Source organism: Achromobacter sp. UMC46 (assembly GCF_014170335.1).
Taxonomy (GTDB): domain Bacteria; phylum Pseudomonadota; class Gammaproteobacteria; order Burkholderiales; family Burkholderiaceae_B; genus Achromobacter.
Genome location: NZ_LZZS01000004.1, coordinates 23121 through 35832, shown reverse-complemented (window position 1 = coordinate 35832; position 12712 = coordinate 23121). Strand labels below are relative to the sequence as shown.

The window sequence follows — 12712 nt, the reverse complement described above, 5'->3', positions numbered from 1 at the left end:
GGGATGGCGGGCGCCGGGGCGCCCTGCTAGGAGGGGGGTCTTCGGTCATGGTGGGCGGAAATCGCGCACTGCCCATCGGGCAGCGATGGCGCATGAAAACCGCCGGGCTCTCGTTCTTACAGGAACCTGAATACTACCTGAATCTTGCCGGAACAGGTAATGGGGAGGCCGGCTGCGGCTAGCGCGGGTCCGCCCCGCCGCCGGATCCTGACGTCGCGCCAGAGCCCGGCATACCGGCATTGTCGGGCGCCCCGGTCTTGTTGCCGGGCGTTTTCTGCGGGTCGGCCGTATCCGCGCCAGGATCCTTTTGCCGGGGGCTTGAGCCCGCCTTGGAATCCGTGCCCTTCTCATCCATGCCCTTTTCTTCAGACGAAGGCATTTTTTTCTCATCCGGCCTCTGCGCGCCGGGGACGGGCTTGCCGATGGCGTTGGCCGGGGCGGTCTTCTCGTCCGGCGTCGGCATGGGTTGCGCGGGAGCGGCGGCCTGCGCAACCAGCGTCGAGCGGGGGGACTGCGCCCAGGCGGCGTGCCAGGGCAGGATTGCCAAGACGGACAGCAGTAGCAGTTTGTGGCTTTTCATGGTTGTCTCCAGAAGGAAAACAGTGACAAACTAGGCGCCGACGGATAACGAGCTGGTGCGGGATCTCTTTCACCCAGGGGCAAGTTGCGTGCCTGCCCCGATGCTGGAGTGATGCATGGACGATCAACCCTCCGACGATCTATCCCCTGAGGCTCGACGCCCGGACGATCCGCCAGCCCCCGGGCGACGCGGCCTGCTCAAGGCGTTGGCGGTCGGGGTTCCCGGCGCCGCATGGGCCGTCACGGCCCGCAGCGCGCCGGGCGAGTCCCCGCCTGCGGCGGGAACGGGCCAGATGCTCCCCCCCGCGGCGACGCCCGTCAATCGAACCTTGACCTTTTTCAATGCCCAGGAAGCCCTGGCGATGGACGCGATCGCGGCACGCCTGATCCCGGCCGACGAACTGGGACCGGGCGCCAAGGAAGCCGGTGTGACCCGTTTCCTGGATGGCCAATTGGCCGGCGCATGGGGGGCAGGCAGCCAGTTCTACCGGCAAGGCCCGTTCGAAAAAGGCACGCCGGAACAGGGTTACCAATTGTCATTCACCCCCGCCGAGATGATCCGGCGCGGTCTGGCCGCGTTGGACGCCGCCACCCGCAAGCAGGACGGCAAGCCGTTTGCCGAATTGGACGACGCCCGGCAGGACGCCTGGCTGCATGACATGCAGGCCGGAAAGCCCGATTTTTCACCCTTGCCCTCCGACGTGTTTTTCCAGGCGCTACTGGACGCCACCATCGAAGGGTTCTTCTCGGACCCGTTGTACGGCGGCAATGCCGACATGGTCGGCTGGAAGCTGGTGGGGTTTCCGGGCGCGTTCGCCTCGTTCTCCAACGATATCGAGCGGCATGGCGTCATCTGGGCCGGCAAGCCGGTGTCCATCGCCAACGCCACGGGACATGTGATGAAACCGGGAGACGGCCATGGCTAAGACCCTGCCCGCAGTAGACGTGGCGATTATCGGCGGCGGCTGGACGGGATCGATCATCGGCAAGGAGCTGGCCGCCGCCAACCAGCGCGTGGTCGTGCTGGAGCGCGGCCAGGCGCGTTGGCCATCGCCCGACTTCCAGGGACCGAACGTCCACGACGAACTGAAGTACACCCGCCGCCACGAGCTGCATCAGGACGCCGCCACCGAAACCTTCACGTTCCGCAACAGCACCGACCAGAAGGCGCTGCCCATGCGCCGCTGGCAGTTCGCCTATCCCGGCACGCATCTGGGCGGGGCCGGCAACCACTGGTCGGGCGCCTACTACCGCTTCGATCCCACGGATTTCCGCATCCGCAGCCACTACACAGAACGCTATGGCGCCGGCATCTTCGACCGCGAATTGACCTGTCAGGACTGGCCGCTGACGTACGACGAACTGGAGCCCTACTTCGACCGCTACGACTACCTGATCGGCGCATCCGGGCAGGCAGGCAACATCAAGGGGCAAAAGCAGGAAGGCGGCAACCCGTTCGAGCCATGGCGGTCGCGGCCGTATCCGAACCCTCCCATGAAGGTGCCCTACGCGCCCGCCCTGTTCGGCGAGGCAGCCAAGACGCTGGGCTACCACCCCTACGTGCAGCCGTCGGCGCTCTGTACGCGGCCCTACGTGAATTCCGAAGGCCTGCACATGAGCGCGTGCGTCTACTGCGGGTTCTGCTCCAACTTCGGCTGCGAGCACTTCGCCAAGGCCTCGCCGCAGGTCTGTATCCTGCCCGTGGCGATGAAGATGGCGAACTTCGAAATCCGCACCGGCGCCCACGTGCTGCGCGTGGAGCTGACGCCGGACAAGAAGCGCGCGCGCGGCGTGACGTATGTGGACGCCGCCGGCGAAGAGATCTTCCAACCCGCCGAGGTCGTCGTGCTGTGCGCGTTCGGCATCAACAACGTGCGGCTGCTGCTGCTCTCCGGTATCGGCAAGCCCTACGATCCGATCACGGACACGGGCGTCGTGGGCCGCAACTACACGCACCAGACGACGTCGGGCGTGAACCTGTTCTTCGACGAATCCGTCAACATCAACCCCTTCATGGGCGCGGGCGCGGTGGCCGTGACGATGGACGATTTCAGCGCCGACAACTTCGACCACGGGCCGCTGGGATTCGTGGGCGGTGGCTATCTGCAGATCCAGGTCGTCAGCGGCGCGCCCATCGGCTACCACCCCACGCCCAAAGGCACGCCGGCGTGGGGCGCCGACTGGAAAAAGGCGGTCAAGCGCTACTACAACCACTCCGCGTCCATCACCATCACGGGTTCCGCCCAACCCTGGCGCGGCGGCTACCTGAGCCTGGACCCCACCTACAATGACGCCTGGGGCCTGCCGCTGCTGCGCGTCACCTATGATTTCCCGGACAACGACATCCGCATGTCGGCCTTCCTGACCACCAAGGGCGACGAGATCGGACGCGCGATGAAAGGGATTGCCCGCACGGAGCCCGGCCCGCGCAAGCGGCCGTTCTCGGCCACCGCTTACCAATCCACGCATTTGACGGGCGGCGCGGCCATGGGCGACAACCCCGAGACCAGCGTCGTCAATCGATATGGGCAGAGCTGGGACGTGCCCAATGTGTTCGTGACGGGCGCGGCGCTTTTCCCGCAGAACTCGGGCTACAACCCGACAGGCACCGTGGGCGCGACCGCCTACTGGATCGTCGACAAAATCAAGGCGGACTATCTGCGTTCGCCAGGGCGGCTGGTGTGATCATGATTGAACATCGCAAAGGCATCACCATTGCCATCCTGCTGATCATCGCGCCACCGCTCGTGACGCTGATCGCCACCGCGCATCAGATGATCGGCACCGGCGGCGACGGCCTGATCCGGGCAAGCGCGGTCGTCGCGCCGCCGGCCCCGCCGCCGCCCGCCGCCAAGCCGGCGGCGCCCGCTGCCGCTACGCCTGCCGCACCCGCCGCGCCTGCCCCGACGGCAACCTCCGCTGCCCCGGCACAGGTGCCGGGCCGCAGCGCGTTGGATTTCAGCGCGTCGCGCCCTGACTGGGAAGGGTTCCTGCGCGGCGCCGACCCGGAAGCCGGCAAGCAACTGGCCGCCACCGGCAAGCCCGGAGCCGGCGTGCAGGCCTGTATCGCCTGCCACGGTCCTGCGGGCATCACGCCCACCGGCGGCATCTTTCCGAACCTGGCCGGCCTGAGCCGCGAGTATCTCGCCAAGCAGTTGGCCGATTTCCGCAGCGGAACGCGCGTCCAGCCGCTGATGAACACGGTGGCACGTGCGCTGACCGAACAGGAGATCGGCCAGGTGGCGGCCTACTACGGCACCTTGGCCGGCCCGCCGTTGCACGTGGGCGAATTCGGCGGCGACGCGGCGCGCAAGCTGGACCTGCAAGGCGACGGCGCGCGGGCGCTGCCCGCCTGCGCCAACTGCCACGGCTTGCGCGGCATGGGCGAAGGCCCCTTGCTGCCCAGGTTGGCGGGCCAATCCAAGGAATACTTCACGGACCAGATGAATGCGTTTCGCAACGGCTCGCGCCAGAACGACGACGTGGGCGTGATGCGCGCGTTTTCGCAGCGGCTGACTGACAGCGAAATCGAGGCGCTGGCCTTGTATTACGCCGGCCCGCCGCCCAAGCCGAAGTGACCGCCTCCCCGCCTTGCGCGCGGCGCAGGGCGGGGAAATTTTCCTGGTGTTTACCCTAGTGCGGCGCTATACTCGCGGCACTTTCAACCACCTAGAGATCACTGTGGACAACGACGGATGTAGTCGAAAACCGACTGCTCGCGCCGCTTGACGCAGGATCCGCGGAATCCCCCTTCCGCGTGAGTCCTGCGTTCAGCCAGGACTTGGGCGTTCAGCCCCTTTCCCCCTAAAGCTTACCGACGCGATACGCGGGCCTTGTTGCGCGCGTGTCTTGCCGGTCAAGCGGCGCATGCCTGTGGACCTTCCACCGTACTCCCCTGTCAAGGAGACGACCATGCGTATCAAGAATTTCTTCCCGTTCCTGGACCGGGCCCATGACGCCCGGGCCGGCCACGCCGCGGGCCCGGTCCCGCTGGGCGCCCTGCCTGCCCGCGCGCCCGTCACGCCGGTCTATCAATTCACCATCGTCAGCCTGAGCGCCACGCTGAACACGCTGCGCAAACAGCTGTACTACGAACTGCAGGCGCTGGACCTGCGGGTAGTCGCCGTACGCATTACGCAGGCTGAAGCCGGCCAGTTGGCGTCCACGGTCGTCACGCTGCATTGCCCGCCGCATCTGCGCAGCCTGCTCAGCGCCGTCGCGCTGCGCCTGGGCCAAAGCCCGGACGTGCGCCGCGTGCATTGGGAAAACGAAACCGGCGCGTCCATCGCCGTGCTGCCGGCCTGAACCACGGTTTTCCTGGCAAGGAGATTGTCATGAAAGACCCGTACAAAGTCCTGTTGCTGGCCCGCGTGCTGGCCCTGGTGCTGATCTGGCTGGTCGGCGTGGGCCTGGTGCTGGCCTCGGTCTGGCGCCTGCCCTGAGCGCGCCAAGGGGCCACGCGAGCCCCACGCCGAACCTCCAATAAGCTGAAAAGGGGCAAGACCATGAAGAACTTCGAAAATATCCAATTCCTGACCTTGGCCAACACCCTGGTCAGCCTGCTGACCGCGTTCGTGCTGGGCTCGATCGTCGGATTCGAACGCCAGTTCCGCCAACGCACGGCCGGCCTGCGCACCAACGTGCTGGTGGCGGTGGGCGCCGCCATCTTCGTCGACCTGGCATTCCGTGTCGGCGGCGCGGACGGCGGCACGCGTGTCATCTCCTACGTGGTGTCGGGCGTGGGATTCCTGGGCGCCGGCGCGATCATGCGCGAAGGCGGCAGCATCCGCGGGCTGAACACCGCCGCCACCCTGTGGGGCTCGGCCGCCATCGGCGCATGTGCAGGCGCATCGCTCATGCTGGAGGCCGTGGCCGCCACGGCCTTCGTGCTGGCGGCCAACACCTTGCTGCGCCCCGTGGTCAGCTATGTGAACCGCCAACCGCTGGATTCGCAGACCTCGGAAGTCACGAATGTGATTCATGTGATCGCGAACGTAGAACACCGCCAGGCCGCCATGACCGTGCTGGAAGACGTGCTGGAGGCCGAACAGCTACCGTTGTCCGAGCTGAAGATCGACCAGTTCGGCGAGAACGAGGTGGAGATCGAAGCCGCGCTCAGCGAGGCCTCGGTCAACGAGCTGGACCTGGACCGCGTCACGGCCAGCATTGCCGCATCGCCTGCGGTGCGCACGGCGTTCTGGGCCGCCCGCACCGTGTGAGGTTTGGCGACGGCCGCGCCGAAACGCTCTAGAATGGGCGCCGACCATGCGAGCCTCCCTGACGACCCTGAACCGCGGCAACGCCGGCCTTTGGCTGGTGCTGATGCTGTTCGTGCTGAAGGCGATGGTGCCGCAGGGCTTCATGCCGGCCACGCATCAAAGCGGCACGCTGATCCAGCTGTGCTCGGCCGCCGGCCCCATCTGGGTGGCCGGGCCGTCCAAGCAGGACAACGCGCCCGACGAACGGCACGCGGCGCAAGCCGCCACCTGCCCGGTCGGCATGGCGCTTGCCGCCGTGGCCTTGCCCCCCTCGCCCGTGGTGTTGACGGCCGCGCTGGCCGTCATGGCCCATCCGCTGGCTGCGCGCGCCCCGCCCGGCCCCGTCCATGCGTCGATCACCGGCGCCCCGCTCGGCGCCCGCGCGCCGCCCCGACTCCCGGTATTCCGCTAAATCCTGCGCCGCCCGTGCGCGGCAATCCTTAGCCTACCGAGAGTATTCATGCCTTTTTCTTCCGCCAGGACGCACCGCGTCCTGAAGCGGCGCGTGGCCATTTGGACCGCGCTCGCCTTCACGCCCGCGCTGCATGCGCAAACGGCCCCGGTCGCCACGCTGCCGGCCATCTCCGTGCAGGGCGATCTGCCCGCGCCGACGTTGCTGGACCAGGCTTCCACCGGCACCTTGCTGGGCCTGACGCCCTTCGAAACGCCTGCCAGCATCGACATCATCAGCAACGAACAACTGCGCGCGCGCGGCGCCACCACCGTCACGGACGCCATCACCCAGGCGGCTGGCATCAGCGCCATGCGGCATCCCGGCAACGGCGGCTCGTCGCTGTCTTCCCGCGGTTTCACCGATTCCAACTCCGTCGCGCAGCTCTATGACGGCGTGCGCCAATACGGCGGCGTCGGCCAGACGTTCATCTACGACCCCTGGGCCGTGGACCGCATCGAAGTGCTTCGCGGTCCGGCCTCGGTGCTGTACGGCGAAGGGGCCATCGGCGGGGTCGTGAACGTGATCCCCAAGAAGCCCACGCGCGGCCCCATCGAAAACGAGCTGATGACGACGATCGGCACGCACGACACCCAGCGTTTCGGTTTCGGCAGCGGCGGCGCGCTGGACGACAAGTGGTCGTACCGGCTGGATGTCAGCGGCAACCATACCGATTCCGGCATCAGTCTGGGGGATTCGCGCGATGCCGCCGTCACCGCCGCGCTGCGCCTGGACGTGTCGCCGGAACTGAATGTCACGCTGACCCAGGCTTATGCCTGGCAGGAGCCCACGCGCTATTTCGGCACGCCGCTTGCCGACGGCACGCTGGACTACAGCTTGCGCAAGCAGAACTACAACGTGGCCGACAGCAAGATCATCTACCGCGACAGCCGCACCGAACTCAAGGCCGAATGGTCCCCCAACCCCGCGACCACCGTGCGCAGCCGCCTCTACTACATCGGCAGCAACCGGGACTACCGCGATGCCGAGAACTACGCGTGGACGCCCGTCGGCCAGATCCTGCGCAGCGGCTACACCGACATCGGCCACGACCAGGAGCAGACCGGCATGGTCACGGACGCCGCGTTCGACGGCCGCCTGTTCGGCCTCGCGAACAAGGTGGCCGTCGGCGTCGAACTGAACCGCGCTTCGCTCAAGCACACCAACAATTCGCCCTACTCCGGCACGTCGCTGGTGGACCCGTACGACGTGGATCACGGCCGCTTCATCAATATGGCCGGCACGACTCCACGCTACCGCAACACGGCCAGCCAGTACGCCCTGTTCGCCGAAGACCGGTTGATGCTGACTTCCCGCTGGTCGGTGCTGGGCGGCTTGCGCTACGACCATATCGACCTGAAACGGCGCGACCTGGTGGCTGACGAAACGGCCTTCCGCAGCACCTACACCAACATCGGCTGGCGCCTGGGCACGGTCTACGACGTGCTGCCCACCTTGTCCGTCTACGGCCAGTACGCGCAGGCCGCCGATCCGATCGGCAGCTTGCTGCTGCTGTCGCCCGCCAACAAGGACTACGAACTGTCGCAGGGCAAACAGATCGAGATCGGCGTGAAGCAGACGTTCTGGGACAACAAGGGCCAATGGACGCTGGCGGCTTATCACATCACCAAGAACAACCTGGTCACGCGCGACCCCAACGACCCCGCGTTGCGCATCCAGGTGGGCGAGCAATCGTCGCGCGGACTGGAGGCCACGCTGGGCGTCGAACTGTCTCCGGCATGGCGGCTGGACGTGAACGCCGTGGCGTTGCGCGCCCGGTATGACGATTTCAACGAGTCGGTCGGCGGCGTGGCGGTGTCGCGCAATGGCAATGTGCCCACCGACGTGCCGGAACGCGTGGCCAACGCGTGGCTCAGCTGGAAGTTCGCCCCGCAATGGACGGCCAGCGCCGGCGTGCGCTACGTGGGCAAACGCTACGCGGACGCGGCCAACCGCCTGGAAATGGCGGGCTACGCGACAACCAACCTGGCGCTGCAATGGGAGCCCCGGCGCGACCTGAGCCTGGCGCTCCGCGCCTTCAACGTGTTCGACCGCCAGTACGCCGAAACCGCCTACTACAACCAGACGCAGTGGCTGCTGGGCGAAGGCCGGCGCGTGGAGCTCAGCGCCAACTACCGGTTCTGAACCGCAGCGGGCCCCGACCCGCGTGTACAATTCGACCGCCGCTTCTGCAACGGAGGCGGCGGTCGCTGCATCTGCGGCCCCGTTGGACCCGGCTTGCCGGGTGGCTCGGCCGGGCGCCTATCCCCCGGATGACCTCTGTTTTATCCAATCCATGCCTTTTTTCTCCAAGCTCCGTCGCGAGTGGATGTCCAATCCGCGCGCCGACATCCTTGCGGGCGTACTGGTCGCGCTTGCCCTGATCCCCGAAGCCATCGGCTTTTCCATCATCGCCGGCGTGGACCCCAGCGTGGGCCTGTACGCCTCCTTCTCCATTGCCGTCATCATCGCGTTCACCGGCGGGCGGCCGGGGATGATCTCGGCGGCCACCGCGGCCATCGCCGTGCTGGTGGTGCCGCTGGTGCGCGACCATGGCATCGGCTATCTGTTCGCGGCCTCCGTGCTGATGGGCCTGTTCCAGATCGTCGCCGGCTTCCTGCGGTTGGACCTGTTGATGCAGTACGTGTCGCGCTCGGTCGTGACCGGCTTCGTCAACGCGCTGGCCATCCTGATCTTCATGGCCCAACTGCCCCACCTGACCGGCGTGACCTGGGTCACCTACGCCATGATCGCCGGTGCGCTGTCCATCATCTACCTGCTGCCGCGCCTGACCACCGCGGTGCCCTCCCCGCTGGTGGCGATCGTCGCCATGACGGCCGTGTCCATCTATGGCGGGCTGGACGTCGCCACCGTGGGCGACATGGGCAAGCTGCCGTCCGCCTTGCCGTTCTTCCAGATTCCCGACGTGCCCTTCACGCTGGAAACGCTGCGCATCATCCTGCCGTACTCGCTGACCATGGCGGCCGTCGGCCTGCTGGAATCGATGATGACGGCACAGATCGTCGACGACATGACGGACACGTCCAGCGACAAGCGCCGTGAATGCAAGGGCCAGGGCATCGCCAACATCGTCACCGGTTTCCTGGGCGGCATGGGCGGCTGCGCCATGATCGGCCAGTCGGTCATCAACGTCCGTTCGGGCGGCCGGACGCGGCTGTCCACGCTCGTGGCGGGCGCCTTCCTGTTGTTCCTGATCGTGGTGCTGGGCCCGCTGGTGGCGCGCATCCCGATGCCGGCGCTGGTGGCGGTGATGATCATGGTGTCGATCGGCACCTTCAACTGGCGGTCGCTGCCCAACCTGCGGTCCCACCCCTGGCAATCGTCGGTCGTCATGCTGGCGACGGTGCTGGTCGTGGTCTGGACGCATGACCTGGCTCGCGGCGTGCTGACCGGCGTGGTGCTGAGCGGCCTGTTCTTCGCCGGCAAGGTCCGGGCCCTGCTGAACGTCTCGGCCAGCCTGTCCGAGGACGGTGCGACCCGCACGTACCGCTATGCCGGCCAGGTGTTCTTCGCCTCGGTCGGACGATTTGCCGCGGCCATCGACTTCCACGAGGCGGTCGACACCGTGATCATCGACGTGTCCGACGCGCATTTCTGGGACATTTCGGCGGTCGACGCGCTGAACAAGACCGTCGCCAAGCTTCGCCGTGCGGGCCTCGCCGTCGAGGTCGTCGGCCTGAACGAGGCAAGCGCCACCTTGATCGGCAAGCACGCCACGGGCGGCGCGCACTAGGGGATTAAGGGCTTTAGGGATTACGGGCTGAGCAGGTCCGACAAGGCGTTGCCCAGTTCTTTGACGGCCCCGGTCACGCCCTCGGCCGCGCCTTCCGCGCCAACGCCGATGGCGTGGCCGAACCCTTGCGCCACCTGCGCCGCAAAGCCCCGCCGGACCGAGAATTTCGGGTTATCCAGGCTGCCCTGAAGCTTGAAGTCAAAGCGCAGCGCGCCACGCTTGTCTTTCATCGCCGCCAGCACCGCCTTGCGCGGCAATGAGAACAACGTGCCGTCGCCGCTGAAGGTCAGGCCGCGCAACGCGACCGTACCCGAGGCGCGCAGTTCACGGTTCGCGATAGTCGTTTTCATGTCCAGATCCATCGCGCCGCCCGTGAGCGAACCCGCTTCCTTTTCCGACAGATAAGGCGCGGCGTGCCGGATATCCATGTTGCGCACGGCCACTTTCATGTCGGCGTCGGTGCCCCCGATTTGCAGCCATCCTTCCGCGCGCACGGTGGACTCCCCGTTGCGGTTGTCTGCCAACGTGCCGCTGAACGTCATGTCGCTGCGCACGCCGTCGCCAGGAACCGACACCGGACTTAATCGCGCCTGCACGTTCTTGAACGGGATGCGATGCGGCGGCTTCGCCACCACGGCATCCTCGAAATCCAGGCGCCCGTCGCGCAGGATCAGTTCGGTGATGCGGATCGTCCTGTCACCGCGCGATTTGGCGGCCCCGCCTGCACCTGCATGCAGCGCCGCCTGCAGCGCGGGCGCAATCTGCAATTCGCTGTCGGCGCCACGCACCACGGCGAAATCGAAGCCTTCAACCACGACGGTATGGAAGACGGCCTCGTGGCGCAGAAACGCCGGCCACTCCGGTTCCAGAACAACGCGTTTGGCGCTTGCGCCAGCCTGGCCAGACGCGCCAGGCACGTTGACGTCGGTCAGCACCACCTGCCGCCAACCCACCCGCACGTCTCCCACCTGTCCGCGAGGTCCCAGCATGCTTGAAATCCGCTGCTCCGCGATGCGGGTGGCGGCGAAGGCCAGGACGCCGGCCAGCGCGGCAAGGATAAGCAGCACGGCAATGGCGGTGCCCAGGGCCGATCTGCGGCGCGGCGCGGCTGCGTTCAAACTCATTGCGGTTCCAGGTTCGGGGTGGCGACGGAGTAAGAAATGGTCGGCGATATGGGGCCATTATTCAATGGACGAAATGGATGATGGCAGCATATGCCCCCCTGACGCAATCGGCCCCGTCCGCGCCGAATAAAGGCGGGGACGGGGCCGTCGGGCATCGCGCGGCCGGCTTTCGGACTCAATGCGCGATCAAAGGGTCAGCGTTGTGTCTTGTTTTGCTGGCCAGGCTGCTGGCCGGGCTGCTGCCCTTGGCCTTTATCGGCGGTCTGCCCGGACTGGCCGGGTTGCTGGCCGGGGGACTGATTGCGGTCCTTGGGGTTTTCCTGGGCCTGTTGCTTTTGCGGCTGCTTTTGCTGGTCGGGCTGGTTCTGATTGGACATTACAAGTCTCCTGATTAGGCGGAAAGGACTCCGCTGGATCTGAAGTAGCAACTGACGTGCCCAAACGCCGCAACGGGACGTGCGCGGGCGCTCCGATTGGAGTCCCCGTTTTCAGACCGGTAAGTCCCGGCCCCCATGGAAGAAATTGCGCGCGGCGAACCGCCCCACAGGCGCTACTGCGCCGTGGCGCGGACAGGAAAACCGGGTTCGGTTTCCGAAGCGGCGCCGTCGAATGCCTCGATCCACGATGACGCGTAGTTGGCGGGCGCCGCCAAGGGCTCGCCACCGTCGCGCTGGGTACGCAGTCGCACCATCAACGCATCCAGCGGCATCGGACGCCCCAGCGCGAAGCCCTGCCCGTAGCGACAGCCGGCCGCCCGCAACGCCGGGATGTCCGCCACGTTCTCCACGCCTTCGGCCACCACGCGCCAGCCCAGGCGCGTGGCCAGCTCAGCGGCAGTGCGCAGCACTTCAAAGGCAACCGCGCTGCGCCGCATGCGCGTCACGAAATACTGGTCGATCTTCACTTCGGACAAGGGAATGGCCGACAGCAGTTTCAGAGAGGCATGGCCAGTGCCGAAGTCGTCCAGGCTGACCTCGCATCCCGCCTCTTCCAGCTTCATCAGCGATGCGCGCAGCACATCCAGTTCGCGGATCGGCTGGTCTTCGGTCAGTTCGACCCGTACCAGCGATGCCGGAAGCTCCGCCGCACGGATCAGATCAAGCAGGAAATCGACGGAACGTTCGTCCGACAGCGTGGTGGCAGGCGCGTTGATGGCGATCGGCACCGCCATGCCGGCCCGCCGCATCGTCAGCAGCACGTCGATCACGCGCAGGCACACGCGCTCGAACAGGAGCTTGTCCATCCCCATGCGGTTGATGGCGGGAATGAATTCCGCGGGCATGACAACGCCCAGGCGCGGATGCTGCCATCGCGCCAATGCTTCGGCCGACACGATCCTGCCGGTCATCAGGTCCACCTGCGGTTGCAACAACACCCGCAGCCCATCCTTTCCTGTCACCATGGCAGCGATTTCTTCGTCGCTGACCACCGAGCTTGTGGAAGCCTCGTGATTGGGCGTCATGTCTACGCTCCTCGCGTGCCTCTGGGTATGGCCTGCGCTGTCCGGGCGCAGAAAGAGGCACATTGGGACATGAGTATTCACTAT

At 66.6% G+C, this 12712-nt stretch carries 12 protein-coding genes and 1 other annotated feature; of the genes, 8 read left to right on the top strand and 4 right to left on the bottom strand.

What is annotated here, in order from left to right; translation table 11 throughout:
• Nucleotides 1–178: 178 nt before the first annotated feature.
• Nucleotides 179–580 carry a hypothetical protein gene (locus tag A9973_RS03195; RefSeq protein ID WP_183012332.1) on the bottom strand — a complete coding sequence of 134 codons (402 nt, stop codon included), beginning with the start codon at nucleotides 578–580 and terminating at the stop codon, nucleotides 179–181.
• 115 nt (nucleotides 581–695) lie between these two features.
• Here A9973_RS03195 and A9973_RS03190 point away from each other — a divergent pair, with 115 nt between their 5' ends.
• The 8 genes from A9973_RS03190 to A9973_RS03155 all read left to right on the top strand — a co-directional run bounded on the left by A9973_RS03190 (nucleotide 696) and on the right by A9973_RS03155 (nucleotide 10042).
• The gene (locus A9973_RS03190) at nucleotides 696–1505 is read left to right on the top strand and encodes a gluconate 2-dehydrogenase subunit 3 family protein (RefSeq protein ID WP_255468997.1); all 810 of its coding nucleotides are present in this window, start codon (nucleotides 696–698) and stop codon (nucleotides 1503–1505) included.
• Nucleotides 1498–3264, top strand: a complete 1767-nt coding sequence (locus A9973_RS03185; protein WP_183012331.1) for a GMC family oxidoreductase — start codon at nucleotides 1498–1500, stop codon at nucleotides 3262–3264. Before A9973_RS03190 ends, A9973_RS03185 begins: the two co-directional genes overlap by 8 nt.
• 2 nt (nucleotides 3265–3266) lie before the next feature.
• Nucleotides 3267–4157 (top strand): c-type cytochrome, encoded by an 891-nt coding sequence (locus A9973_RS03180; RefSeq protein WP_183012330.1) that lies wholly within the window; start codon nucleotides 3267–3269, stop codon nucleotides 4155–4157.
• 334 nt (nucleotides 4158–4491) lie between these two features.
• A complete protein-coding gene (locus A9973_RS03175; RefSeq protein WP_183012329.1) occupies nucleotides 4492–4884 on the top strand; it encodes a hypothetical protein in 393 nt (130 codons plus the stop codon).
• A gap of 200 nt (nucleotides 4885–5084) precedes the next feature.
• Nucleotides 5085–5798: an MgtC/SapB family protein gene (locus A9973_RS03170; protein ID WP_183012328.1), complete on the top strand. Its 714-nt coding sequence runs from the start codon at nucleotides 5085–5087 to the stop codon at nucleotides 5796–5798.
• A gap of 46 nt (nucleotides 5799–5844) precedes the next feature.
• Nucleotides 5845–6249, top strand: coding sequence for a DUF2946 family protein (locus tag A9973_RS03165; RefSeq protein WP_183012327.1), 405 nt, complete (start codon nucleotides 5845–5847; stop codon nucleotides 6247–6249).
• A 48-nt stretch (nucleotides 6250–6297) separates the two neighbouring features.
• Entirely contained in the window at nucleotides 6298–8433 is a 2136-nt protein-coding gene (locus A9973_RS03160; RefSeq protein ID WP_183012326.1) for a TonB-dependent siderophore receptor, read from the top strand.
• An 81-nt stretch (nucleotides 8434–8514) separates the two neighbouring features.
• Nucleotides 8515–8567: a sequence feature (sul1 is cis-regulatory element that is thought to sense ions involved in sulfur or methionine metabolism; They are found in Alphaproteobacteria), on the top strand.
• 17 nt (nucleotides 8568–8584) lie between these two features.
• On the top strand, nucleotides 8585–10042 hold the full coding sequence (locus A9973_RS03155) for a SulP family inorganic anion transporter (RefSeq protein ID WP_183012325.1): 1458 nt from the start codon (nucleotides 8585–8587) through the stop codon (nucleotides 10040–10042).
• 20 nt (nucleotides 10043–10062) lie between these two features.
• Here the strand turns inward: A9973_RS03155 and A9973_RS03150 are convergent, their stop codons facing one another.
• The 3 genes from A9973_RS03150 to A9973_RS03140 all read right to left on the bottom strand — a co-directional run bounded on the left by A9973_RS03150 (nucleotide 10063) and on the right by A9973_RS03140 (nucleotide 12628).
• Nucleotides 10063–11166, bottom strand: coding sequence for a DUF748 domain-containing protein (locus A9973_RS03150; protein ID WP_183012324.1), 1104 nt, complete (start codon nucleotides 11164–11166; stop codon nucleotides 10063–10065).
• A gap of 194 nt (nucleotides 11167–11360) precedes the next feature.
• Nucleotides 11361–11543: a hypothetical protein gene (locus A9973_RS03145; protein WP_183012323.1), complete on the bottom strand. Its 183-nt coding sequence runs from the start codon at nucleotides 11541–11543 to the stop codon at nucleotides 11361–11363.
• Nucleotides 11544–11716: 173 nt separating this feature from the next.
• Nucleotides 11717–12628, bottom strand: coding sequence for an EAL domain-containing protein (locus tag A9973_RS03140; RefSeq protein ID WP_183012322.1), 912 nt, complete (start codon nucleotides 12626–12628; stop codon nucleotides 11717–11719).
• Nucleotides 12629–12712: the final 84 nt, after the last annotated feature.

Excerpts from the sequence above, each read along its gene's own strand:
- A9973_RS03170 (WP_183012328.1), top strand. The coding sequence starts at position 5,085 with ATGAAGAACTTCGAAAATATCCAATTCCTGACCTTGGCCAACACCCTG.
- A9973_RS03180 (WP_183012330.1), top strand. The coding sequence starts at position 3,267 with ATGATTGAACATCGCAAAGGCATCACCATTGCCATCCTGCTGATCATC.
- A9973_RS03175 (WP_183012329.1), top strand. The coding sequence starts at position 4,492 with ATGCGTATCAAGAATTTCTTCCCGTTCCTGGACCGGGCCCATGACGCC.
- A9973_RS03145 (WP_183012323.1), bottom strand. The coding sequence starts at position 11,543 with ATGTCCAATCAGAACCAGCCCGACCAGCAAAAGCAGCCGCAAAAGCAA.
- A9973_RS03160 (WP_183012326.1), top strand. The coding sequence starts at position 6,298 with ATGCCTTTTTCTTCCGCCAGGACGCACCGCGTCCTGAAGCGGCGCGTG.
- A9973_RS03155 (WP_183012325.1), top strand. The coding sequence starts at position 8,585 with ATGCCTTTTTTCTCCAAGCTCCGTCGCGAGTGGATGTCCAATCCGCGC.
- A9973_RS03185 (WP_183012331.1), top strand. The coding sequence starts at position 1,498 with ATGGCTAAGACCCTGCCCGCAGTAGACGTGGCGATTATCGGCGGCGGC.
- A9973_RS03140 (WP_183012322.1), bottom strand. The coding sequence starts at position 12,628 with ATGACGCCCAATCACGAGGCTTCCACAAGCTCGGTGGTCAGCGACGAA.
- A9973_RS03195 (WP_183012332.1), bottom strand. The coding sequence starts at position 580 with ATGAAAAGCCACAAACTGCTACTGCTGTCCGTCTTGGCAATCCTGCCC.
- A9973_RS03150 (WP_183012324.1), bottom strand. The coding sequence starts at position 11,166 with ATGAGTTTGAACGCAGCCGCGCCGCGCCGCAGATCGGCCCTGGGCACC.
- A9973_RS03165 (WP_183012327.1), top strand. The coding sequence starts at position 5,845 with ATGCGAGCCTCCCTGACGACCCTGAACCGCGGCAACGCCGGCCTTTGG.
- A9973_RS03190 (WP_255468997.1), top strand. The coding sequence starts at position 696 with ATGGACGATCAACCCTCCGACGATCTATCCCCTGAGGCTCGACGCCCG.